This window comes from Eilatimonas milleporae (genome assembly GCF_003688555.1).
In the GTDB taxonomy this organism is placed as follows: domain Bacteria; phylum Pseudomonadota; class Alphaproteobacteria; order Sphingomonadales; family Kordiimonadaceae; genus Eilatimonas; species Eilatimonas milleporae.
This window is the reverse complement of sequence record NZ_REFR01000014.1, coordinates 286,766-310,805: the sequence shown is the minus strand read 5'-3', so window position 1 is coordinate 310,805 and position 24,040 is coordinate 286,766. Positions and strand designations below refer to the sequence as shown.

21 protein-coding genes and 1 tRNA gene are annotated in these 24,040 nt (G+C 64.6%); 11 read left to right on the top strand and 11 right to left on the bottom strand.

Annotated features, from left to right (window positions below; all coding sequences use genetic code 11):
* Positions 1–57: 57 nt before the first annotated feature.
* From BXY39_RS16105 to BXY39_RS16085, 4 genes are all read left to right on the top strand, one after another.
* Positions 58–813 (top strand): class I SAM-dependent methyltransferase, encoded by a 756-nt coding sequence (locus tag BXY39_RS16105; protein ID WP_121939900.1) that lies wholly within the window; start codon positions 58–60, stop codon positions 811–813.
* Between the two features lie 293 nt (positions 814–1,106).
* Positions 1,107–2,483, top strand: coding sequence for an NAD(P)/FAD-dependent oxidoreductase (locus BXY39_RS16095; protein ID WP_121939898.1), 1,377 nt, complete (start codon positions 1,107–1,109; stop codon positions 2,481–2,483).
* 403 nt (positions 2,484–2,886) lie between these two features.
* On the top strand, positions 2,887–3,525 hold the full coding sequence (locus BXY39_RS16090) for a MarR family winged helix-turn-helix transcriptional regulator (RefSeq protein ID WP_121939897.1): 639 nt from the start codon (positions 2,887–2,889) through the stop codon (positions 3,523–3,525).
* A 2-nt stretch (positions 3,526–3,527) separates the two neighbouring features.
* Positions 3,528–3,848 carry a DUF6522 family protein gene (locus BXY39_RS16085; RefSeq protein ID WP_121939896.1) on the top strand — a complete coding sequence of 107 codons (321 nt, stop codon included), beginning with the start codon at positions 3,528–3,530 and terminating at the stop codon, positions 3,846–3,848.
* Between the two features lie 1,156 nt (positions 3,849–5,004).
* Here BXY39_RS16085 and BXY39_RS16080 read toward each other — a convergent pair.
* Together BXY39_RS16080 and BXY39_RS16075 are read right to left on the bottom strand one after the other, a co-directional pair.
* The gene (locus tag BXY39_RS16080; RefSeq protein WP_121939895.1) at positions 5,005–6,267 is read right to left on the bottom strand and encodes a type II toxin-antitoxin system HipA family toxin; all 1,263 of its coding nucleotides are present in this window, start codon (positions 6,265–6,267) and stop codon (positions 5,005–5,007) included.
* Entirely contained in the window at positions 6,264–6,593 is a 330-nt protein-coding gene (locus BXY39_RS16075) for a helix-turn-helix domain-containing protein (protein WP_121939894.1), read from the bottom strand. Before BXY39_RS16075 ends, BXY39_RS16080 begins: the two co-directional genes overlap by 4 nt.
* 850 nt (positions 6,594–7,443) lie before the next feature.
* On the opposite strand from BXY39_RS16075, the gene BXY39_RS16070 reads away from it, so the two are divergent.
* The 3 genes from BXY39_RS16070 to BXY39_RS16055 all read left to right on the top strand — a co-directional run bounded on the left by BXY39_RS16070 (position 7,444) and on the right by BXY39_RS16055 (position 9,918).
* Positions 7,444–7,677, top strand: a complete 234-nt coding sequence (locus tag BXY39_RS16070; protein WP_121939893.1) for a type II toxin-antitoxin system ParD family antitoxin — start codon at positions 7,444–7,446, stop codon at positions 7,675–7,677.
* A 3-nt stretch (positions 7,678–7,680) separates the two neighbouring features.
* A complete protein-coding gene (locus tag BXY39_RS16065) occupies positions 7,681–7,971 on the top strand; it encodes a type II toxin-antitoxin system RelE/ParE family toxin (RefSeq protein ID WP_121939892.1) in 291 nt (96 codons plus the stop codon).
* Between the two features lie 1,062 nt (positions 7,972–9,033).
* Entirely contained in the window at positions 9,034–9,918 is an 885-nt protein-coding gene (locus BXY39_RS16055) for a tetratricopeptide repeat protein (protein WP_121939891.1), read from the top strand.
* A 291-nt stretch (positions 9,919–10,209) separates the two neighbouring features.
* Here BXY39_RS16055 and BXY39_RS16050 read toward each other — a convergent pair whose 3' ends face one another.
* Both BXY39_RS16050 and BXY39_RS16045 read right to left on the bottom strand, forming a co-directional pair.
* The gene (locus BXY39_RS16050; protein WP_121939890.1) at positions 10,210–10,446 is read right to left on the bottom strand and encodes a GIY-YIG nuclease family protein; all 237 of its coding nucleotides are present in this window, start codon (positions 10,444–10,446) and stop codon (positions 10,210–10,212) included.
* 281 nt (positions 10,447–10,727) lie between these two features.
* Positions 10,728–10,815, bottom strand: a tRNA-Ser gene (locus BXY39_RS16045).
* Positions 10,816–11,071: 256 nt separating this feature from the next.
* Here BXY39_RS16045 and BXY39_RS16040 point away from each other — a divergent pair.
* Positions 11,072–11,494: an energy transducer TonB gene (locus BXY39_RS16040; protein ID WP_121939889.1), complete on the top strand. Its 423-nt coding sequence runs from the start codon at positions 11,072–11,074 to the stop codon at positions 11,492–11,494.
* Positions 11,495–11,658: 164 nt separating this feature from the next.
* Here the strand turns inward: BXY39_RS16040 and BXY39_RS16035 are convergent, their stop codons facing one another.
* Together BXY39_RS16035 and BXY39_RS16030 are read right to left on the bottom strand one after the other, a co-directional pair.
* Positions 11,659–13,863: a methyl-accepting chemotaxis protein gene (locus BXY39_RS16035; protein ID WP_121939888.1), complete on the bottom strand. Its 2,205-nt coding sequence runs from the start codon at positions 13,861–13,863 to the stop codon at positions 11,659–11,661.
* A 252-nt stretch (positions 13,864–14,115) separates the two neighbouring features.
* A complete protein-coding gene (locus BXY39_RS16030) occupies positions 14,116–14,448 on the bottom strand; it encodes a PilZ domain-containing protein (protein WP_147453611.1) in 333 nt (110 codons plus the stop codon).
* 344 nt (positions 14,449–14,792) lie between these two features.
* On the opposite strand from BXY39_RS16030, the gene BXY39_RS16025 reads away from it, so the two are divergent.
* The 3 genes from BXY39_RS16025 to cysK all read left to right on the top strand — a co-directional run bounded on the left by BXY39_RS16025 (position 14,793) and on the right by cysK (position 17,980).
* Positions 14,793–15,545, top strand: a complete 753-nt coding sequence (locus BXY39_RS16025; protein WP_170163892.1) for a lysophospholipid acyltransferase family protein — start codon at positions 14,793–14,795, stop codon at positions 15,543–15,545.
* A gap of 446 nt (positions 15,546–15,991) precedes the next feature.
* Complete coding sequence (gene epsC / locus BXY39_RS16020) at positions 15,992–16,858, top strand: serine O-acetyltransferase EpsC (RefSeq protein WP_245999313.1); 867 nt, start codon at positions 15,992–15,994, stop codon at positions 16,856–16,858.
* 198 nt (positions 16,859–17,056) lie between these two features.
* A complete protein-coding gene (gene cysK / locus BXY39_RS16015; protein ID WP_121939948.1) occupies positions 17,057–17,980 on the top strand; it encodes a cysteine synthase A in 924 nt (307 codons plus the stop codon).
* Positions 17,981–18,414: 434 nt separating this feature from the next.
* On the opposite strand, the gene BXY39_RS16010 is transcribed toward cysK, so the two are convergent.
* From BXY39_RS16010 to BXY39_RS15985, 5 genes are all read right to left on the bottom strand, one after another.
* Positions 18,415–18,768, bottom strand: coding sequence for a hypothetical protein (locus tag BXY39_RS16010; RefSeq protein ID WP_147453610.1), 354 nt, complete (start codon positions 18,766–18,768; stop codon positions 18,415–18,417).
* Positions 18,769–18,876: 108 nt separating this feature from the next.
* Positions 18,877–20,082 (bottom strand): AI-2E family transporter, encoded by a 1,206-nt coding sequence (locus tag BXY39_RS16005; RefSeq protein ID WP_121939884.1) that lies wholly within the window; start codon positions 20,080–20,082, stop codon positions 18,877–18,879.
* Positions 20,083–20,300: 218 nt separating this feature from the next.
* On the bottom strand, positions 20,301–21,128 hold the full coding sequence (locus BXY39_RS16000; protein WP_121939883.1) for an SDR family NAD(P)-dependent oxidoreductase: 828 nt from the start codon (positions 21,126–21,128) through the stop codon (positions 20,301–20,303).
* Positions 21,129–21,443: 315 nt separating this feature from the next.
* Entirely contained in the window at positions 21,444–22,778 is a 1,335-nt protein-coding gene (locus tag BXY39_RS19405; protein ID WP_170163891.1) for a ZIP family metal transporter, read from the bottom strand.
* Positions 22,779–22,971: 193 nt separating this feature from the next.
* Positions 22,972–23,988 (bottom strand): GNAT family N-acetyltransferase, encoded by a 1,017-nt coding sequence (locus BXY39_RS15985; RefSeq protein WP_121939881.1) that lies wholly within the window; start codon positions 23,986–23,988, stop codon positions 22,972–22,974.
* Positions 23,989–24,040: the final 52 nt, after the last annotated feature.

Here is a 24,040-nt window from a genome sequence, read left to right as displayed (position 1 = left end):
ATAGTAAGGCATCGTGCCGAGTTGCACAAACACCCCCGATGAACCGGAGTCTGTTCCATGGATGACCTGCATCTGCTTGACGATCTGCACAGGGACGGCGCGCGCCAGGGGCCGGGCGGCGACGCTGAAACCCGTCTGGCCATTGCCTTGTCGGGTCTGGGGGATGGGAAAAACCTCACCATCGCCGACATCGGCTGCGGGTCCGGCGCGTCCACGCTGGTTCTGGCGGACGCGCTGGACGCGCGCATCACCGCCGTCGATTGTATGCCCGCTTTTCTCGCCGCGCTGGACCGGGCCGCCGCCCGCGCCGGGGTCGCCGACCGCATCACGCCGCTTGCCGGGTCCATGGACGCGCTGCCGTTCGCGGACGGCAGCCTTGACGCCATCTGGTCGGAAGGTGCCATTTACACTATGGGGTTTACCGCCGGCGTCGCGGCCTGGCGTCGCTTTCTCAAGCCGGGCGGTATCCTCGCCGTCTCCGAGTTGACGTGGCTGACGGCCGCGCGTCCCCGCGATCTGACAGCCTACTGGACCGACGCCTATGCCGAGGTGGACACGGCCGCCGCCAAGCTGGCGGTTCTGGAGCGTCACGGCTTCGCGCCCATGGGCTATTTCGTCCTGCCCGAACACTGCTGGTTCGACAATTACTATCGGCCCTTGCGGCAGCGCTTCGACCGGTTTCTCGACCGGCACGCGCATTCGGCGGCCGCCCGCGCCGTCGTCGATGCGGAGGAGGAGGAAATCACCCTGTTCGAGCGGCACAAGGACCATGTCGGCTACGGCTATTATATTGCCCGCAAGGTTGATGGGTAAGACGCGCGCCTGCCCGGCCTTCCCCGCTCGCCCGGCCTTGCGAAAATCCGTATACTGTCACCGGATGAATTCACGTGCGCGGACCAGTCGGCGCCTGCGTCGCGCCCGCCGGAACACATCCGGCGCCTTGCCGCCGGACGGACGGCGGACATGGCCAGGGCGCCAGGTTCCCGGTCCTGTCCGATGTGGATTGCAAACGCCCGGTTTTTCCGACACGGTGAAACCGGCGGGGCATTTTGCCGGCCACCGCGTTTCGCGGTGTGATTTCGCCCTTTGGGGACAGGATGGCGCGCATGAACACCGACAGCTCCACATCCGGCACGCGGACGGCCTCCGCCCGTGACGCGGGCCCGCGCCCGCATATCGTCATCGTGGGCGCGGGCTTCGGCGGCCTGACGGTCGCCAGAAAGCTGGCGGCGGCCCCCGTGGACATCACGCTGATCGACCGGGAAAACCATCACCTTTTCCAGCCGCTGCTCTATCAGGTCGCCACGGCCGGGCTGTCGCCGGCGGACATTGCCTGGCCCATCCGCCGCCTGGTCCGCGCGCAGAAAAACACACGTGTCCTCCTCGGCGAGGTCACGGGCGTTGACACGGCGCGACAGCGGGTTCGCTTGGGGGATCGTGACATCGGCTACGATGTCCTGGTGCTGGCGACCGGTGCGACGCACGGCTATTTCGGCCATGACGCCTGGGCCGCCCATGCGCCCGGCCTCAAGGCGATCGACGACGCGACGGACATTCGCCGGCGGCTTCTCCTGGCTTTTGAGCGGGCGGAAATGGAACGCGACGCCGACAGGCGCCGGCGTCTGTTGACCATCGCCATTGTCGGCGCCGGCCCGACCGGGGTCGAGATGGCCGGCGCGGTCGTCGAACTGGCGCGCAAGGCGCTGGCCGCCGATTTCCGCGATGTCGACCCCGGCCAGGCCCATGTGGTGCTGGTCGAGGCGGGGCCCCGCGTGCTTCCCGGTTTTCCCGACCCTCTGTCCCGCTATACCGCCGATGCGCTGGCGCGTCTGGGCGTTGATGTGCGTCTGGGCCGGGCCGTCACCGCGTGCGACGCGGACGGCGTGGCGCTGGGCGATGACGGTGAACGCCTGGAGGCCGAGACGATCATCTGGGCCGCCGGCGTGAAAGCCTCGCCGGCGGCGTCCTGGCTTGGTCTGGACGGGGACAGGGCCGGTCGTGCCCCCGTGGGGGCCGGTCTCAGGCCGGCGGGTCTGGACGACATTTTCATCATCGGCGATACGGCGCTGGCGCATGACGCCGCCGGCCGGCCGCTGCCGGGTATCGCGCCGGTCGCCAAGCAACAGGGGGCTTATGTGGCCGGGTCCATTGCCGCGCGGGTCGCGGGCAAGCCGGCCCCGGCGCCGTTCCGCTACCGTGATCGCGGCCAGCTCGCCACCATCGGCCGCAAGGCGGCGGTCATCGCCTTCGGGCGGTTGCGCCTGAAAGGCTGGCTTGCCTGGTGGCTGTGGGGCATCGCCCATATCTATTTCCTGATCGACCTGCGCAACCGTCTCATCGTCGCGACACAGTGGCTTTGGTCCTATCTCAGCTTCGAGCGCGGCGCCCGCCTGATCACGGGCCGCCGCGCCCGTTTGGGTCGCGGCACCAGGGATGACCGCGCCGACCCTGTGCCGCCGAAAAAAGACCGCCACGCCGCATAGTCCCACCCGGACTAGGGGCGAAAAACCATATACTGTCACCGGATTTTTGCCTCCTGAAACCGGGACAGTGCACGATCCGCATTTCTTTTCGGATTGTCCTGAAAGTGTCGGTTTTCAATGGATTGGGCCGAATTTCCCTGGCTGAAAAACCGTATACTGTCCCCGGTTTTCATCCCGGCTTGAAACCTGGGGACGGTATACGGCCGTCATGGTATCGGCCCCTGGGGGCGTTGCCGCTGATCGGCGTCTTTTCGCGGCGTCCGTCATCCGGCGGCGAAAGGGTTTGCGGCGATAGTATTTTGATATCGAATCGAAATCATAATTATGCCAGAATAGTTTCGAATCACTATCATCTATCCTGACCGTGACGGGCGCCGGGAAGCCCACCGTGAAAGGAGCCGGCATGGACAGCCGCGTTATCGCCGAATTGATCCTGCATCTCGGGCGCATCGCGTCGGGCGATGGCCTTGCCGGCGGCCTGACCTCGGCCCAGTGGACCGGATTGCGCTATTTCGCCCGTGCCAACCGCTTTTCGCGCACGCCGTCGGCATTCGCCGCCTTTCATGGCACGACGCGGGGCACCGCCTCGCAAACCATCAAGGGCCTCGTCGCGGACGGGTATCTGAAACAGACCCGCTCCAAATCCGACGGCCGAAGCGTGAGACTGGATGTGACGAAGAAAGCCGGCGCCCTTCTGAAGGACGATCCCATCCGGGCCCTGGCGCTGGCCGTGGAGGCCTTGCCTCCGGGCGTGCGCGGCGACTTCTCCGCCGGTCTTCAGGCCCTCTTGGGCACCGTTGCCGCGCGGGCGGGCAAACCGCTGTTCGGTACCTGTCGGACCTGCGTTCATTTCGGCGATGGCGGCTGCTGTCAGGACGGCGTGACCGCCTATGAATGCGGTTTTGTGAACGCGCCGCTGACAGCGGACGAGCTGGATCGCCTTTGCATCAATTTCCAGTCCGGTGGGCCCCTTTCTGGTCGATCCCGTTCTGGCCAATCCCGTTCTGTACAGTCCGTGCGGCCCGCCAGCGGAAGGGTGTGACGATGCCGACGATTCCGAAGGCAGCCGTCGCGGTGGAAAACGCGCAGATCACCGTCGATGCCGACGTGCTGGCGTCTAGGCTCGGCCTTACCGTTCAGGCGCTGAAGGAGAACATGGCCAAGGGGCTGGTCATGAGTGTCAGTGAAACCGGCGCGGGCGAAGACGCCGGCCGCACCCGTCTTACCTTCCGCTACAGGGCGCGGGTCTGGCGCGTGGTGATCCAACCCGACGGCAGCCTGTCCGAAGACCCGTTGCCCGTCGGCACCGCCACGCCCATAGAGGACCCGCTCAGTCTCGTTGACCTTGCCAGACGCGAGTCATAAGGCCCGCCCCGGCGATGATGCGCACAAACGGTGCCCCGGCAACGCGGGCACGGGCCTGACGTGTCGCTCTGTGCCGATAGGTCAACGACACGGATCCCGGCCGAAACCTCTCAAACCCACCTCTCCCAGGGCGCGACGGCGCCCCGGCCGGTCAGGCCGCCCTCGCGGAGGCGATTGCGGAGCAATCCGCCGTGAGCGCGGATAACGGCCCCGGCCTCGTTCTGCTACCGTGCCCGCGCGGATCGCGGCACCAGGGATGACCGTGCCGACCCCGTGCCGCCGAAAAAAGGCCGGCGCGCGGCATGGCGCCGCCCGGTGACCGGGCGGAAAAACCGTATACTGTCACCGTATTTTCCCACCGCTTTCTCTGCTTTTTCCCCGTTTTTCTTTGACTTGAAACCGGGGACACCATATCGCCCGGACGCTTCCGGGTCGGCTCCGAAAGCCCTGTTTTTTCAAACAGTTGCGCCTGAATGATCGCTCAGGAAAAACCGTATACTGTCCCCGGATTAATTTCGTGCACGACAAAGCCCCGGCAGGTTGTCTCGGCGTCAGCACACATGAACGGCCCCATGCGAGCCCTCCAAACCCCGCTCCCCAGGGCGCGACGGCGCCCCGGCCGGCAGGCCGCCCTCGCGGAGCGGGCCGCGATAAGCGGCCCTGCGTGAGCGCAAAACAGGCCCCATGCTGAGATGTTTCAACGTCTGCCGCCCCAGGGCGCGACGGCGCCCCGGCCGGTCAGGCCGCCCTCGCGGAGCGGGCCGCGATAAGCGGCCCTGCGTGAGCGCAAAAAAGACCCCACTGAGATGTTTCAACGTCTGCCGCCCCAGGGCGCGACGGCGCCCCGGCCGGCAGGCCGCCCTCGCGGAGCGGATCGCATGTGCGATCCTGCGTGAGCGCAAAGACCGGCCCCACGCGAGTTCTCCCAATCCAGTCTCCCCCAGGCCGCGACCGCGGCCCGCCCGGTCAGGGCGCCCTCGCGGAGCGGATCGCATGTGCGATCCTGCGTGAGCGCAAAACAGGCCCCAGACGAGATATTCCAAAATAATCTCCCCAGGCCGGCGGGAGACAACGGCGACCGTACGCGTTTGTGCCCGTCATAGCGGCGGACATTTTGAGGGGGTTGGACTGACCGGCCTTTCGGCTCGCCCGGCCCCTACTGCGCTTTGGCAAGCGGACAGCGGTTCAGATTGGCCGCAATCGCGTTCCGCACGCTGTCATGCATCGGCAGGTGGGGATGTTCCTTTTGCCAGACCTCGCGGAACCGCGTGACGCTTTCCAGCGCGATGCGGCGGGTCATTTTCGTGCTCAGGGATGCCTTGTCCGCCATGTCGAGAAAGGCGTCGAGCCCGATATCGTCAAAACGTTTTTGTCCCCCAAGGTTCAGGGCGAACGTATCGCTTTTGATATAAGGAATGGTCGAGACATAATCATAGGCCGGCGCAAGGGCGGCATGGCGCCGGTCGGGATAGATCAGCGACCAGTTTTTCAGGTGCATGTCGCCGTTGCCGATCAGGATGTTGAACACGAGCCGTCTGATAAAATCCTCAATCCCGTCCATGCCGATCTCGGCGGCGATCACTTCGGCAATGTTGCGGTAATTGGCGCGTTCGTATTTCCGCTCGGGATACAGCCGGAAAATCTGTGCGAAATCCTCCGTGTGGACACGCCCGCCGCCCTCCGGGCGGTCAAAGCGGCGAACGGCGAAGGCCTGACCTTGAACTCCGGTCTGACCCTTCAACCCGTTCTGGTCCTTGACGACTGTGATGTCGCGCGGCAGCCCGTCGATCTCATCCAGATCGAGGAGGGCGATTTCCGGCACCGCGATGCCCATATGCCGGGCCAGCGACATCATGGAAAACTCATTCTCGGGAATGCCCGCGAACCGCAGGTCGGGCAGTTTGACAATCCAGTCACCGCCAAGGCCGCGTGCCGGAATTGTCAAGCCGCCATGCGTGCGCCGCAGGGCGGAGAGCTTCAGTTGTACCCCCGCCAGGGAGAATTTCAGATGATCGTCCTCTTTTTCCCATTGCCGCGCGTCGCTCAGGGCGCTGTGCGGCGGCGGTTTGACACCGTCCGCCGGGCGGGCGGTCACCGCGCCGGGCAAATCCTCCCCCAAAACCCACAGCAGGAAAAACTCGCGCGACTCCTTGACCCCGGCGCGCGCGGCCAGATAGTTCCGCATGATGCCTTCAGGCAGAAGATTGGAAAAGAAAGGCGGCAGTTTGGTCTGGACAGGCCGCGTTGCCGTGATCGTCTCCCCGAATTCGTCCTTGAACGATAGGCTGAGGACAGGGCGGGCGGTGTCCTCGATATACTCATCCAGGAAGGTAAAAAGGCTCCGGTCCCCGGGCAGCAGGACGAGGACGCCGACCGGCCGGTCGTGCAGGTAAATATCCAGATGGGAAATTGTGCTCATGATTGCCCCGCATCCCCCGTGCCGCCCGTCCCGGTATCCCCGACAGGGTCGAGCCTGTAAGCGGGGCGTTGCCGATCCGTGCCCGTATCCGCCGTCAACAGTGCATGAACGGCGCGCACGCGCCGTTTGGGCACGATCACCACGTCAAGATCGAGGGCATGCGCCAGTTCCGCCAGGCTGGACATCCGGATATTGGTTGTCCCGGCCTCGATCTTGGAAATATGGCTTTGCGCCATCCCGGTCCGTTTTGCTAGGGCGCGCTGGCTCAACCCCTTGTCCTGGCGGGCTTTTTTGAGAGCGTCAGCCATCTGTGCGGCGATATCCATTCGATCCCTTTTGCTGTGTCAATGCGGGGTGGGTGATATATTTTTATATATCACCCACTTTGTCCATGGGATTGATCATTTTTTATATATCAGAGTTGCCATATGATCTATTAAACAGATCATATGATAGAATATTCATAGGAACGCCATGGCAAACAGAACAGGCAATGCGTTGAACCACCCAACCCCAGCCTCCCCAGGCCGCGACCGAATTCCGCCCGGTCAGGCCACCCCTGCGTGAGCGCAAAAGAACGGCCCCAGCCCGCGTTCTCCCAATCCAGTCTCCCCCAGGCCGCGCCTGCGGCCCGCCCGGTCAGGGCGCCCTCGCGGAGCGGATCGCCCCTGCGATCCTGCGTGAGCGCAAAAGAACCGCCCCAGCCCGCGTTCTTCCAATCCAGTCTCCCCCAGGGCGCGACCGCGCCCCGGCCGGTCAGGCCGCCCTCGCGGAGCGGATCGCATGTGCGATCCCAGCGTGAGCGCAAAGACCGGCCCCAGACGAGATATTCCAAAATAGTCTCCCCCAGGGCGCGACGGCGTCCCGGCCGGTCAGGCCGCCCTCGCGGAGCGGATCGCATGTGCGATCCCAGCGTGAGCGCAAAGACCGGCCCCAGCCCGAGTTCTCCCAAACCCATCTCCCCCAGGCCGCGCCTGCGGCCCGCCCGGTCAGGGCGCCCTCGCGGAGGCGATTGCGTAGCAATCCGCCGTGAGCGCAAAGAACCAACCCCGGTCAGGGCGCCCTCGCGGAGGCGATTGTGCGGCAATCCGCCGTGAGCGCAAAGAAAACCGGAAATGGCCTCACCTTTCAAAAGTACCAATATTTGGTATAATCAAGACCGGAAAGGATGCGACCATGACCAAGAACACCTCCGTCTCCCTCGGGGAGCATTTTACCGGCTTCATCGACACCCAGATCGAAACAGGCCGCTACGGGTCCGCCAGCGATGTTGTGCGCGCCGGATTGCGGCTGCTGGAAGAACGGGAAGCCAGGCTGGCCGCCCTCAGGGCGGACCTGGTCAAGGGCGAAGACTCCGGCCCGCCCCGCCCCTTTGATTTTGACGCCTTCCTCGCCGCGAAAGACCAATAGCCTGTGGTGGTCAATCTCTCGCCAAAGGCCGTGGCCGATTTGGACCGGATCTGGACCTATACGGTCGAACAGTGGGACACCGCCCAGGCCAGACGCTATATCACGGAAATCAGGGCGGCTTGTGAAGGGCTGGTCGCCGGACGGCTGAAAGCCCGTTCAGCCGAGTATGCGCGCGCTGGCTATTTCAAATATGCGGTCGGCCGGCACATGCTGTATTTTCAAAAACCTGCACCGGGCACCATTAACGTGATCCGCATTCTCCACCAAAGGCAGGATGTTGAGCAGGCCCTTTAGCGCTGACACTGGGGACATAATGGAAACACTCTGGGATTTTGTGCTCAATGAACAGAATCGAGATCTTCTGACCTGGGTCGGAAGTGGCCTGGTGGCTTTAGCCATAGGCGGTTGGACCGTTTTTACCCACGTCTTCAAGACAAAGCAGGATGCGGCATCGCCGGCCAATCAGGTCAAAGACAGTCAAGGCGCCATTGCAGCCCAGGGCAATGTCACCGTTGAAGGCAATTATATCGCCGGTATAACAGGCGCTGACCTTCGGCAGTTGCTGGATGCCGTGCAAGAGCAACGGAGCCCGGACAGCACTCTCGTTCAAAAATTCGCCGATATTCAGGCACGGTTCGCGGTAACGGATGCGGCCTTACGCAATATGTTCGCAACCCTGGACCGCGAACAGGTGCCGACCGATCAGATCCCTGTCGCGCTTGCGGATCTGGCAAAGCAGCACAAGGAACTTTTAACGCGTGTCGCGACCCTTGAACGCGACGCCCCCGACTTGGCTGCGCCGCTTGACGAAGCGTATCAGGCGCTGCAGGCCGGCAACACGGTGGAGGCCGATAGCATCCTGACACAATTGGAGGCACGCCAAGCCGAAGCGGCTGCGGCGTCCTCGGAGGACGCTGTCCGGTTGGCGGAAATTCGCGCTTTGCGGGCACAGGCTGTCATGTCTGACTGGCGCTTTACCGATGCTGCGGCTTTGTTTTTAAGAGCGGCAGAGGACGTCCCGCGCCGACGAGACGACTTACACCGGCAATATCTCAGTGACGCGGCCAACGCTCAATATGAACAGGGCGGGAAGAAAGGCGACAACGCAGCGCTCCAGGACAGTATTGCGACTTGGCATCGTGTCTTAAGCGTTACACCCCGACAGACCGAAGCCCTATCTTGGGCCGCAACGCAGAACTATCTCGGCAACGCGCTGTGTACCTTGGGGGAGCGTGAGAGCGGCACGGCGCGCCTTCAGGAAGCGGTGACCGCCTATCGGCTGGCGCTGGAGGAGCGAACGCGGGAGCGGGTGCCGCTCGACTGGGCGATGACGCAGACCAATCTCGGCACCGCGCTGTGTACCTTGGGGGGCGTGAGAGCGGCACGGCGCGCCTTGAGGAAGCGGTGGCCGCCCATCGGCTGGCGCTGGAGGAACGGACGCGGGAGCGGGTGCCACTCGGCTGGGCGACGACGCAGACCAATCTCGGCAACGCGTTATGTACCTTGGGGGAGCGTGAGAGCGGCACGGCGCGCCTTGAGGAGGCGGTGGCCGCCTATCGGCTGGCGCTGGAGGAGCGGACGCGGGAGCGGGTGCCACTCGGCTGGGCGACGACGCAGACCAATCTCGGTACCGCGCTTCGGGCTCTGGGAGAGCGTGAGAGCGGCACGGCGCGTCTGGAAGAGGCGGTGGTCGCCTATCGGCTGGCGCTGGAGGAGCGGACGCGGGAGCGGGTGCCGGCCGGCTGGGCGACGACGCAGACCAATCTCGGCACCGCGCTGTGTACCTTGGGGGAGCGTGAGAGCGGCACGGCGCGTCTGGAAGAGGCGGTGGTCGCCTATCGGCTGGCGCTGGAGGAGCGGACGCGGGAGCGGGTGCCGGCCGGCTGGGCGACGACGCAGACCAATCTCGGCACCGCGCTGTGTACCTTGGGGGGGCGTGAGAGCGGCACGGCGCGCCTGGAAGAGGCGGTGGCTGTCTATCGGGGGGCGTTGGCGGAATGGACCCGAGAGCGGGTGCCACTGCAATGGGCGATGATACAGAGCAATATGGGGCTTGTTTTCCTACTCTTGGCTGAGCGGCGAAGGTCCTCAGACTTGGCCTTGCAGGCGCGAGAGTGCTTTAGCAACGCTGCTGACGTCTACATTCGAGAAGCGGGACAAACGCCACGTGAAGACTGGTTCGAGACCCAGATCGCCAAGGCGGAAAGGTTGCTGACAGAGTTGGCTGCGACTGACTCCTGATTTCCACTAAAGGTTCCTTTTATGTGTCTGACACAACCGCATCATTTCCCAGTCTGCGTCCCATGTGGGGAAAAATGTGGAAACGACCGAAGTGGAGATGTTTTTAACCCCTGATTCCCCAGGGCGCGACCGCGCCCCGGCCGGTCAGGCCGCCTTCGCGGAGCGGGCCGCGTTTGCGGCCCTTGCGTGAGCGCAAATCCAACCCCGGTCAGGGCGCCCTCGCGGAGCGGATCGCATGTGCGATCCTGCGTGAACGCAAAAACAACAAGCGCAAGCAGCTTAACCCCATCCTCACCAGAACCGCTTTTTGGCGACGGCCTTGCCGGACCCGGATTTGAAATACCGTTCCAGCGTCCGCGCCGTCTCGGCCGTGCCGACAGCGACGTACGCTTTTAACTCAGCGGGCAGGAAAGCCTTGGTCGACGGCACCCGGCCACTGTCGTGCGCATGCTTGCGCTGTTTCAGGTCACTGGTGGACCCGACATAAATGTCGCCGTTTTTCAGTTCGAGAAAATAGACATACCACATACGGTTTCCAGCCTTCCTACGCCAAGGTTTCGGAAGACACGCCTACGCCTATATCGTCTTCGCATGTCAGGCCCCAAGGTGGCCTGCCACCCGAAGCCGAAGGCGTAGGGTGCCGATAGACCCGACATAAATGTCGCCGTTTTTCAGTTCGAGGAAATACACGTACCACATACGGTTTCCAGCCTTCCTACGCCAAGGCTTCGGAAGACACGCCTACGCCTATATCGTCTTCGCATGTCAGGCCCCAGGGTGGCCTGCCACCCGAAGCCGAAGGCGTAGGGTGGCGGAGCGTAAGGGATTCGAACCCTTGAGGGCTTGCGCCCAACACGCTTTCCAGGCGTGCGCCTTAAACCGCTCGGCCAACGCTCCATCCAGTCATCCGTGCCGGTGTGGTAAACCGGCAGGTGCGGCGGGCACTATAGCCATATGGGGCCGCCGCGCAAGGCCGAATTGCGTGCAGCCGTCCCGCCGGCTCCATCATGCACGCCGCCATGCGGGCGGCCACGTCCCTCACTTTGGGGAAAGGCCATGCGCGTTTAGGGTGTTTTTACGCTTTTTCATTAGACTCGGCACCGTGCACTGCACTGAAACCGGCACTACCAAAACGAACCAGGGGGTCATAACAATGCTTTTCAGAAGGAAGAGACCACATCGCCCCGCCACCGCGCGGGCAAAAACACCGATCGCGGCCGCCATGCCGGCTGTCTTGCTGGCCTGTTGTCTCGCCGCCGGGCTGGCGGTGGAGCCGGCGGCGGCCCAGGACGTCAAATCATGGCAAAGCGCGCTGGCCAAGAAGATCGCGGCCAAGCATGTCTATCCACGTTCCGCCCTGATGCGGGAGATCGAGGGCTCGGCCAAGGTCAAGGTCACCATCGACCGCAGCGGCGCCATCCAGAATTTCGAGGTGGTGGAGGCTACGGGGCAGAAAATCCTCGACAACGCCATCCCGAAAATGATGAAGCGGCTCGACCCGCTGCCGGCGCCGCCCGGCGATATGGACGACAGCCGCCTGACCTTCATCATCCCGATTTCCTGGCGCCTGAACTGACGCGGACCGGCAAACCCAAGAACAGCCGGAACGCCTAGCAAAGACAAAGCGCCTGAAACGGGCCAAAAACAAACAGACGGTATCAACAAACAGACCGCATCATAAAACAAGGCTCCGGCACATGCGTGCCGGAGCCTTTTCATTGGCGATAGGGATCGCTCAGCTCAGGCGCGGATGGTCGCCAGGAACTGGTCCACCTGACCGCGCAGATCGTCGGACTGTTTCGACAGGCCTTGCGCCGCCGACAGCACCTGATTGGCCGCCGCCCCGGTGGATGTGGCGCCCTGGTGCACCGCGTTGATGTTGCTGGTCACCTCTTCCGTGCCGGTCGACACCTCGGCCACATTGCGGGCGATTTCCTGGGTCGAGGCGTCCTGCTCCTCGACCGCCGTGGCAATCGACACCGCGGTGGAATCGATGTCGGCGATGATGCCCTTGATCTGGTCCATCGCCTTGACCGCCGTGTTGGTGGCCGCCTGCATGCCGTCCACCTGCGCGGAAATCTCCTGCGTCGCCTTGCCGGTCTGGTTGGCCAGCGACTTCACTTCCGATGCCACCACGGCAAAGCCCTTGCCGGCCTCGCCGGCGCGCGCCGCCTCGATCGTGGCGTTCAGGGCCAGAAGATTGGTCTGTTCGGCGATATCGTTGATCAGCTGCACCACATCGCCGATCTTGCGGGCGGCGGCGACCAGCTCGGCAATGTCCTTGCTGGCGTTTTCCGTCCGGTTCACGGCGTCGCGGGCCGCTTCGCTCGACTGGGTGGTCTGGCCGGTGATCTCGCGCACCGACGCCGACAGCTCCTCGGCCGCCGTCGCCACCATGTTGGCATTGGTGCTGGCCTGCTGCGCGGCGCTGGCCACCAGGTCGGACTTGCCGCTGGTGTCTTCCGCCGTCTGGGTCATGCCGCGCGCGGCCTGTTCCATGTCGCGGGCCGAACTGGACAGCCCGTCAACCACGGCACTGACCGAGGCCTCGAACTGATCGGCCAGGTCCAGCATGGCGGCGCGGCGTTCCTCGCGCGCCTTTTCTTCCTGTTCCTGTTCGCGCCGGCGCCGCTCTTCCTCCTCGCGGCGTTTTTCGTCCTCTTCCCGGGCTTTTTGCTGGCGGGCCTCTTCGTCGCGCTGGCGCTGCTCTTCTTCCAGCTGCTGGCGCTCGATGGCGTTTTCCTTGAAAATCGTCAGGGTGCGCGCCATGTCGCCCACCTCATCCTGACGGCCGGCAAAGGGCACCTCGGTGTCGAAATCGCCGCCGGCGATCACCGTCATGGCCCGCGACAGACCGTTGATCGGGCTGATCACCCGCGACATGACGATCCACACGCCGACCACCGCCAGTCCCAGCACCGCGACCACGATGACGATGGACCAGATGAAATTACTCTGGGTTTCCGCGGTGGCCTCGCTGCGCACAACCCTGTTCACGTCGTCGGCAATGTCCAGAAGCCGGGTGACCGGCGCGCGCGCGGTCTCGGTCTCACCGATCCAGGCGTCGGGCGTCAGGCTGTAGGCGCCGTCCTCTTCCGAGGCGGCATAGATATCGTCGCGGATATAGGAAAACTCCTCGAAGAACAGGCTGTCGACTTCCTCGATCTGGGCGGCCATTTCCGGTGTGGCCACATTGGTCTGGGCCATTTTCTGCACCTGTTCCCACGCACTCATGACATAGCCGCCATATTGCGAGACCAGTTGCAGTTCCACGTCGCTCAAGGGGTCGCTGCTGGCGATGTTGCCGCCGATCATGGCTGCTTCGCGTCCGGAATATTCCAGCATCACCCACAATTGCAGCTTCATCACCCGCAGGGCGGCGATGGCGGCATTGGGGGGCTCGAAACTGGTCTCGATGGCGCTGCGCAGGGACGCCGTCGCTTCCACCAGATTGCTCTGGGCGCGGGTGACGTCCCGGCTGCGCAGCATGCGGCTTACCGCCGGCCGGCCCATGTCCTCGGTCAGTTGGACACCGATGGCGCGGTAGGCCTCGTAAGTCTGGTTGAAATTGCTCAGCTGCTTGCCCTTGCCGTCAAACTCCGGCAGCGCGCCCAGCTTGTCGAGAATCGTGCGGTAGGCCCGGTCCACCTGTGCGCGAGCCTCGCGCACATCGTTGGCGAAGCTGGTCGGCGGCGTCATCTCGTATCCCAGCGCGGTGCTGGCCACCGTGCGGGCCCCGGCGATGGCCAGTTTCATGGTTTTCAGGTCGTCAATCAGGGCATTGACGATCTGGCCCTGTTCGGCGCGCTTCTGCTGACTGATCGCGTCGACCATCATATTGAGGGCGAACCCCAGAATGATGACCACGAGCAGGCCGGTAATCATGAAAAGAATGTTACGGATACTCAGAAAACGAAACGGGTCCTTGGAACCTTGCGATGCCATGGTCGAACACCCCCAATACACGTGTATGTCGATGGCTGTATAAGATGCGGTCCACTTAATGTCACGCCTTGGTTAAATTTCCTTAAATTTGTGGTGATACCGGTAAGGCTTCGCCAGCACCTGCCGTTTTGGTGTAAAAAATACACCAATTGCGTTTATTGTGGGGGATGTGGATGCGCGTGCGGGACATTGGGGCGCCCGCGTGACCGGATGGCAATGCCGGCCGTCGCCCAAAAGTGGTGCAGACGTGGTCTAGAATCCGTCGTCGGGTTTTTCCGGGTGCGTGGACAGGGCTTCCCCGGCCCGCTCGGCGAATTTTTTCAGCAACAGGTCCGGCCCGGCCACCAGGGCCACGCCGCCCTGCTTCTCGTGGCGCCACATCAGCCGGCCGGCGAAACTGCCGATGCCCTCGATCTCGATCAGAAGTTCCTCGCCGGCCGTGACCGGTTCGTCGGTGCTGATCAGAATGCCCGCCAGCGAAATATCGTGCACCGTGCAGGCGCCGACCCGGCCGTCCGCCTGTTCCAGCCGGGCCGTCCACAACACGTCCAGCCGGTCGTCCATGCGTCTGTTATTGTCTGTCACGTGGTTGCTGTTGCCCAGTTGATCGCTGTATTATCATTATCCGGCCGGCCCGTGCCCAACGGGATGCCGGCTCTCTTATACGTGGCGCGCTGCCGGGGCCGGATATCCGCCCGCCTTCACGCCCTGTCCCGTTTCAGAAGACGAAATTAGCGGATTTTTTCCCTTGTGTCCAAAAGGCGCTTGGTGCGATGAGTTTTGCCGTTTCATTCATTGCGATGTGCGACGCGGGCCCTGCCGATCCGCCGGATGGGCCGCCCGCGGGTGGCATAAAACAGCCATGTCGCGAACGCTGGCGGCGCGCCGGGCGGCCACGCCCGCATATAATAAGGGGGGAGACGGGTTTCGTGGTTTCGCTTTTCAACGGTGTCAGGTCCGCCCTGTTCAACATCGCCTTTTTCGGCATGACGGCGCTGTACTGTAGTCTTGTCATGCTGCCGCTGTGCCTTTTCACGGGCGAGGCCGCGGTGCGGCGCGGCGTTTATATCTATTGCCGGTCCAGCGTGGTGCTGGCCCGCGTGCTCATGGGCATCCGGGTGGAATATCGCGGCCTGGACAATATCCCCTGTGACGGCGCCGTCATCCTGGCCGCCGCGCATCAAAGCAATCTCGACCCCATCATGACCTATCTGGTGCGCCCCGACCTGTCGGCGCTGGCCAAGAAGGAACTGTTCCGCTTGCCGGTGATCGGCCTGATTTTCAAGAAAATGGGGGTGATCAAGATCGACCGCCAGTCGGGCAAGGCCCACAGGGACATGGATGTGGTCGCCGGCGAAATCCACGCCGGCGGGCGGGCGCTGATCGTCTACCCCCAGGCCACGCGGGTCCGCCCCGGCGACCGGCGGGCGCTGAAGGCCGGTGCCTATCATCTGGGCCGCAGCGCCGGCCTGACGGTGGTGCCGGTTGCCACCAATTCCGGCCTGTTCTGGACCCGCGGCTTCTGGCACCGCCCCGGACACGTGGTGTTCGAGGCCCTGCCGCCCATCGACGTCACCCTCGACAAAGACGATTTCATGGCCCGGTTGCGCGCCGCCGTCGTCGACCGGTCCGAAGCCCTGATGGTCGAGGCCGGATACGGCCATGTCCTGCCGGAGGACTGAGGAATCGAGAGTGTTGGAATCGGAGGTGGGTTGCCTCTTTGTTTGATTTTGTCAGGTAGAGCTTGAGTATCCCGCTCCCTGTTTTTTGTCGGGCAGAGCGTGGCCGGCCCGCTCCCCCACTAATTTTTATTGGGCAGAGCTTAACCGTCCCACTCCCCCACCCGGCCACCCACGGGATCGTACGCTATGGGTGGCCGGGTGGGGGAGTGGGACGGTTAAGCTCTTCGAGTCATAATCCAGTGGGGGAGCGGGCCGGCCACGCTCTGCCCGATAAAAATTAGTGGAGCAGCCCACCCCCCACACTCTGCCAGACAAAAAACACACACCCCCCACACGCAAGATCAGATTCAGCCTGGACCAAGAATTTCTCTTGTGTCGGGGGGTTGCGACCGGGGCCGGCATTCCTAAACTATACCGTTACAAGGCGTGACAATAAGGGGTAACACATGCCGGAATCTTCCATGCCGGGCGCGAATGTCCCGGTTTTTTCGCTGACAGCCGGGCGGCTGGCCGCCCATCACGGGCGGCACGGCGACCTGTCCGGCCTGTGCCTCGACCGTGTCGGCACCTTTCTGCACGAAACGCTGGCGCTGATGTTTCCGCATTTCTGCGCCGCGCCGCGCGGCGAAAGCGATCTGGTCCATGACCTGAAGGCCCACAGCGCCCGCCTCGCCGTCCTGCTGCGCCCATTGACCCTGCCGGACGGGGCCGGCAGCCGCGAGGCCGTCGCGGATGCCTTTGTCGCCGGCCTGCCCGATATCGCCGATGCCTGCCTGCTGGACGGCCGCGCCCTGTTGGAGGGCGACCCGGCGGCGGAAAGCCTGGAAGAGGTCATTCTCAGCTATCCGGGCTTTTACGCGGTGGCGGCGTATCGTATCGCCCATGCCCTGATCCGCCTGGAGGTACCGCTTCTGCCGCGCCTGATCACCGAATATGCCCATCAGCGCACTGGCATCGACATTCACCCCCGCGCGCGGATCGGCAAATCCTTTTTCATCGATCACGGCACCGGTGTCGTCATCGGCGGCACCGCCGTGATCGGCGACAATGTCAAACTGTATCAGGGGGTCACCCTCGGCGCGCTCAGGGTCGACGGGGCCGACCGCACGGTCAAGCGTCACCCCACGATCGAGGACAATGTGGTCGTCTATGCCAGCGCCACCATTCTCGGCGGCGACACCGTCGTCGGGCGCGATTCCGTCATCGGCGGCAATGTCTGGCTGACCCGCTCGGTGCCGCCGCGCTCGCGCATCATGTTCCGCGCCTGCGACACGGAAGCGGTGGTGCCCATCGACAGCCGCGAAGAGGCGTAAGCCCCTTTATCGACCCTGACCCACTGAATCCGGAACAGCCGCCCTTTGCGGCCTTGCGGCCACAAAACGGCAATCATTTATGACATAGTGTGACCCGGACACACTGTGACGCGGGAATGCGGCGCGGCGGCCTTGTCCGGCCGTGCCGCCCGGCACCGGTCCCCGTTTCCAATCCTTGCCAAGCCAGCGGAGGGACATATGAAAGCATCATCCATTCTTGAAACCATCGGCGACACGCCGCATGTGCGTCTGTCGCGCCTGTTCCCCGCCCACGAAGTCTGGCTGAAGATGGAGCGCGCCAATCCCGGCGGCTCGATCAAGGACCGCATCGCCCTTGCCATGATCGAGGCCGCTGAAAACAGCGGCGCGCTGACCCCCGGCGGTACCATTATCGAACCCACATCGGGCAATACCGGTATCGGCCTTGCCATGGTGGCGGCGGTCAAGGGGTATCGGCTTATCCTGGTCATGCCTGAATCCATGTCGCTGGAACGGCGGCGCCTGATGCTGGCCTACGGCGCCACATTCGACCTGACGCCGAAGGAACAGGGCATGAAGGGCGCGGTCGCCCGCGCCGAACAGCTTGTCGCCGAGACCCCTGGCGCCTGGATGCCGCAACAGTTTGAAAACCCCGCCAATCTGGAAGTGCACCGCCTGACCACGGCGCAGGAAATCCTCGCCGATTTTGACGACGGCCTCGATTACATGATCACCGGTGTCGGCACCGGCGGCCATATCACCGGCTGTGCCGAGCTGCTGAAAAAGGACTGGCCGTTCCTGAAGGTGCTGGCGGTCGAACCGGCGCTGTCGCCGGTTCTGTCCGGCGGCGCGCCGGGGCCGCACCCTATCCAGGGCATCGGTGCCGGCTTTGTCCCCGGCATCATGGACACCGCGCTTTTGGACGGCATCGTCCAGGTCGACGCCGACGCGGCCAAGGCCATGGCCCTGCGCGCCGCGCGGGAGGAAGGCGCGCTCATCGGCATTTCCTCCGGTGCCACACTCGCCGCCATCGACAAGGCGATCGCGGACCAGGGCATCGCCGAGGGCACGCGCATTCTCGGCTTCTGCTACGACACCGGCGAACGCTATCTGTCCGTGCCGGATTTTCTGCCGGAACACTAGGCTGGAAGCCTAGTGTTCCGGGTTTTATCGGGCAGAGCTTTGCCGTCCCGCTCCCCCACTGGATTATGACTCGAAGAGCTTAACCGTCCCACTCCCCCACCCGGCCACCCATAGCGTACGATCCCGTGGGTGGCCGGGTGGGGGAGTGGGACGGTTAAGCTCTGCCCAATAAAAATTAGTGGGTGGAGCGGGACGGCCAGGCTCTTCGGGCAATAAAGCGGGCTGGCAAGGCTCTTCCCGACAAAAATCAGGAACGGCCAAGCTCTTGGAGCCATAAATACCCGGCGCACCGCACGCCGCTCGGAAAACACCCGGCGCCGGTCACATCCAAAAATCAAATAAGGGTTCAGGCGTCCCGACCTTGCCCGGTGTCCGGTCCTGACGGGGGAACATGCCGTATCGGCCGCTATGCTACGCGCCAGACGGGGGTGTGGTTATTCGTCGTCGTAATCGGCGGTGCCGCCGGTGCTGCCGCCGGTTTCCAGGCGCACGATCAGCGCCACATGGTCGCCGCGGATCGCCAGTTCCTTATAGGATCCGCGCGGCAGGGGGATGCCCTGATCGATACAATGGTTCAAAACCGCCGCGCCCACTTCCCGGCTGGAAAACTGGACGGGCTCGGACCCGTTTGATTCGAAGCGTACGGCCACCTCGCCTTCGTCGTCCAGTTCGGAGACCACGGCGGTGGGATGAAGATTCTGGTCCAGACCCTTGGTTTCCATAATCGGGCGCATGGCCAGGACCAACTCTTCGTCGGAAAAAATAATACTGCGGGATTCGAGGATCATGGCGTGTCTTTGTTCAATGATGAAAACGCGGCCCATTGTGCAGATATTGCCGCCGATTGGAAGACCTCAGCGCAATTGAATCTTCCCCCGGCCCGCCGTCTTTGCGTTTTACAACGGGGGGGTGTTTGCCTCTCCTACGGCGGATGCCACCAGGTCCTGTGTTCTGTCGCGCCAGGCGCGCACCACCGCGTTGGCCACGGTGGCCAGCGGAATGGCGAAAAACACCCCCCAAAAGCCCCATATGCCGCCAAAAACCAGCACCGCCACGATGATGGCATTGGGGTGCAGCTGCACCACCTCCGAAAACAGAAGCGGCGACAGAATGTTGCCGTCGACCGCCTGCAATCCAAGATAGGCCGCCACCGCCACCGCCATTTCCGAACTGAATCCCCACTGGAAATAGCCCACCAGCGCAATGGGCAGGGTCACGGCGGCCGCGCCGATATAGGGGATGATCACGCTCAGCCCCGTCGCCACCGCCAGCAGCGTGGCATAGCGCAGGCCGATCAGCTGATAGATGACAAAGGCCGACACCGCCATGATCAGGATTTCATAGATCTTGCCGCGCGCATAATCGCCGGCCCGGCCGACCACCTCGCCCCAGACCTGTTCGATGATGGGCTTTTCCGCCGGCAGGAAGCTGGCGGCCCAGGCCAGGATCTCGCGCTTGTCCTTCAGGAAGAAAAACACCATCAGCGGCACCAGAACCAGATAGACGATCATGGTCACCGTTCCGGTCAGGCCGCTCAGACTGTATTGCAGGATGCGCGGGCCCAGCGCCCCGATCTCGGCGCCGATCTGTGCCAGCCAGCTTTCCACCTGCGCCTCCGTCACGATGGCCGGGAACCGCTGCTGCAATTCCAGCAGCAGGTCCGTCAGGCTTTCCACCATGGCCGGGCTTTCATTGATGAAACCGGCGATCTGGGTGACCAGCGGCGGCACCACCGACAGCAGGATCACCGTGCTCAGCGCCAGAAACCCGATGAAAACACCTGGGATCGCCAGCAGTTGCGGCACCCCGCGCCGTTCCAGCCACTTCACCGGCCCGTCCAGAAGAAAGGCGATGACCACGGCGGCGATGGCCGGCGCCAGCATCTGGGCGAACAGCATGATCCCCAGAAAGGCCAGGGCGACGACCACCACCAGCAGCACCATCTGCGGGTCGGCGAAGGTGCGCCGGAACCAGGCGCTCACCGGATGGGCCTGCGCCTGTGTTTCCACCTGTGTCTCCGCCTGTATCTCTGTCTGTATCTCTGCTTGGGCCTTGGCCTGGTTTTCAGGCCCGGTCTCACTGTCGCTCTGCAAGTCTGTCATAAATCGTCTGCCGCCGGACACTGCCGCTCTCGAAACACCGGTTTGCACCACGGGCGTGGAACATGGATTTTCACAAGGCCGTCTTTATAGGGCCGTTTTATGGCCCTGTTTCAGAATACTGTTTCAAAGTACCGTTTCAGGGGGGCTTGGTCCGTCCCCCGCGCATCGCCCGTCAGCAACAGACTGTGGGGTCGTCCGGCCCGGATTTCAAGGTGCGGTCATGCCTGCCGCGTTTCGGGCGGGCCCGCATGGCCGCTGGTGGTGGCGGCGTCGACGATGATATTGGCGCCGTTGATGCCGGCGGCGCCGTCGCTGGCCAGGAACAGCACGGTCTCGGCGACCGCCGCCGGGTCCAGCGGGCCGCTGTCCGGCAGGCCGCCGGCATATTTGCTCAGGTCGCCGCCGATATCCTCCAGCGCCCGGCGGAACATCGGGGTCCGCATCGGCCCCGGTGACAGCGCATTGATGCGCAGGCCCGCGCCGGCATAGTCCAGCGCCGCGCTTTTCGTCAGGCCGATCACCGCGTGCTTGCTGGCGCCATACGCCGCCATCCACGGCGCCCCCTCAGCCCCCAGGATCGAGGCGACGTTGACGATCGCGCCCCGGCCCGCCCGTGCCATGGGCGGGATCTGGTGGTGCATGGCGTGCCACACCCCCATGATATTGGTGGCGAACACATCGTTGACACTGTCCAGCGGCTGCTCGGCCATGCGGGCGGCCGCATGGGATATGGCGGCATTGTTCACCGCCACATCCAGTCGGCCGGTGGCGGTCACGGCGTCCTCCACCAGGGCGGCCATGTCCCCGGCCCGCCGCACGTCCGCCCGGCGGTACCGGGCCGTGCCGCCCGCTCCGGCGTCCCCGGCCGCGTCTGTCGCGGCTTGTGTGGCCGCTTCCGTGGCTTCAGCGGCCACCCGTTCGCCCTCCGCGTCGATCAGGCCGCAAAAGAAAACATGCGCGCCCTCGCGCGCGAACGCCTTGACCGTCACCTCGCCAAGGCCCGCCGTCCCGCCCGTCAGAACCACTGTCCGGTTTTTAAATCGCATGGGTGTTTCCGCATGTGTGCATTGTGCCCCCTGCCGTTCGTCCGGTTTTTGCAGGGCCCGGCCGGTCTACTCTCATTTTTTCAATTGGGCCAGGGTTTGGTTGTCTTGTTGCTCCACTGATTTTTGCCGGGCGCTGCCTAGCCGGCCCGCTCCCCCTCCCGGCCACCCACGGGATCGTACGCTATGGGTGGCCGGGAGGGGGAGCGGGCCGGCTAGGCTCTTCAAACCATAATGAGCCGGACGCCCGGGCCCTTGCCGGCTTTTGCCGTCAGTCCGGGGCCCGCAGGCCGGATATCGTCACTGTCGCCGGATATTTTATGCGGATGTGCCCGGCGCGGACATGTTGGCGTGTGTGCCGTGGCTGTGGCCGCGATGGGCCGGGACAAAGGGCTCGAAGAACCGCCGGGCGCCGTCGCGGATCATCAGCCCCGCCACCGCCACCGCCCACAGGGCAAGGGTCGCATTGCACAGCAGGAGGATCCCGGCGGCCGGCGGCCAGGCGGATGTCCAGGCGGCGATCCATGTCGCCGCCGGGCTCAGCGGGCCGGTCAGGCCGGCGGTGACGGCGGCCAGCACCGTCCAGGGCGCCGCGCCCCGCACCGCCAGCAGGGTCAGCAGCAGCGGTGACAGCAGGCGCACCACGGTCAGGTCCATGGCGGCCCCGTGTCCCGTCAGGTCGTGTCCCGTCAGGGTGTGGCCCGTCTGTTCCCGACCCGTCTGTTCCCGACCCGCCTGTTCCTGGCCCACCTGTTCTTGGTTCGCCTTTTCCGGGTCCGTCAGGGCCTTCTCTGCCAACGCGGGATCCGCCGGCGCGTGCCCTACGATGCCATGATCCGCCATGCCGTGATCAGCCATGCCGGGGTCTGCCGTCCCATCGCCGGTCAGAACCCCGCCCCAGACCAGCGCGACAAAGACAAGCCCGGCACAGGTCCCGATCCGGTGCGCCATGGCATAGGCGCGCCGGCGCCGGTTCCCCGTATCGGCCTCCGCGTTCCCCGCATTCCCCGTGGTCTCTGTGCCGCCGGCCGGCGGGGTGTGTTGCGCCGGCATTTCCACCGGATGCAGCATCACATGCAGCAGCGACCCGGCGGCAAAGGCCAGCAGGCCGGCGCTCACCGGTGCGTGGACCACCCCGTCCAGGGCACTGCCCAGCATATAGCCGGCCGGCGTGACCACCGCCAGCAGCAGGATCATCGCCAGGCTGCCGGCCACGCCCAGCATGGGGCGCAGCAGCCACCACAGCGCGGTGGCGACCCCCATGCGGTGCAGGATGATCATGCCGGCGGCAAAGTTCCCGTCGTCGCCGATTCGCGCGCCGAAATGGGCCAGTGCCGCGCCGTCGCCCGCCACGTGCAGGGCAAAGGCGCACACCGACAGCACCAGCAGCAGGCGGTGGGTGGCCGTCTCGCCGTGGTGCAGCAGCCGCTCGGCCAGCCACGGCAGGCCGAAGCCGAGGGCCGCCAGCAACAGCGCCGGCAGCCCCAGATGCGCCATGGCGTCCGGCAGCAGGCTCAGCACCCCCAGCGCCAGCACCGTGACCAGGACAAAGCCGTCCAGCCCCCGCCGCAAGACCGGCGTGCGCGACAGCATCCCGGCGATCAGCGGCGCGCCGGCGGTGACAAGCGTTAAAATGACAAGGTTCACGGGCACGGGCGGCAGTCTCGTTTTCCAGCGGTCTCGGTTTTCCATCGGGGCGGCACACTCAATGCCGTTCAGGCTGTATCGCAATTTGTTATAATATAACACTTCTCGGCGCCAGTAAATTCGCGCCGGGTTCGCTTTTGGCCCGGGGCGGGGCCGGTGTCGCTTCCCGTCGCATCAACCCCGCCGCTCTCCGCTTTTCTCACATCCAGCTCCCGGTCAGCGTCACGGGCGCGGCGCCGAGCCCCAGCTTGAACCGGCTGATCCCCGCCAGCGCTCCGGTGTCCAGCCCGCCCAGGTCCAGAAAGCGGATACCCCGATCCTTCAGGGCCAGGCATCCCTCCCACAGCACCCGGTTCTGCGCCGAGACCGCGCGGCCTGGCGCCCCGGTCCAGCCGATATGATAGGTGGCGCTGGTGCCGTGGCACAGAAACAGGGCGCCCGCCACTTTCTGCCCGCCCAGATGGGCGGTCACCGACAGCATGCCGGCACCGCACGCGGTCCCGGGCGCTGTCGTCGTCGCCCCGGCATAGGCACGGGCAAAGCCGGCCGGCAGGGCGCGGTATCCGCGCGCCGTCTGCTGTGCGTCTTCCGCAGTGATCAGCCAGTCATACTGCCTTGCCCGCGTGCCGCCGACGGCGATCTGTATCCGAGCGGCCTCGGCTTTTTTCAACTGGTTGCGCCATTTCTGCCGCAGACCCGCGCGCAACCGGTCCGTATCGGTGCGCAGGTCCAGCCAGGCGGTGGAAAAACCGGACATCACGCGCCGCAGTCCCGCCCGCCGCAGGACAGCATCGCCGCGCGCACCTGTGTCTACGTCCCCGTCCCAATCCGCGCCACCGCCGGCGGGCCAGTCGGGCTGAACGGCGAGGAAACACCAGCGGTGCTTGGGATGGGCTTGCGCCAGGGCCTTGAAAATGGCGATCCGCCTGCCCGGCCCGGCCCGTGCCGCCGGCAGCCACACCGGTCCGCGCAGCAGGCTCGACAACTGGATCAGCCTGGCGATCCGCCGCGTCCCCATCAGACCGATGGCCACCGCCCGGCCGTGGGCCGTGACGGTCACCTGCCGGACCCGCCCGCCCATGGCCGTCGCCGCCAGGCCGTAGGCCCAGTGCTGCTGCACCGGCAGTGGCCTGTCGGCGTCCACCGCGTCCCAGTCCGGGGCCGCGATGTCGCCGAAATGCAGGTCTATGCCGTCTGGTGCGATGTCCGTCATCATGGGCGTCCAGCTGCTAGCGCCCCTTTGCCGCGACGGGCGGGAAGGGCTAAAC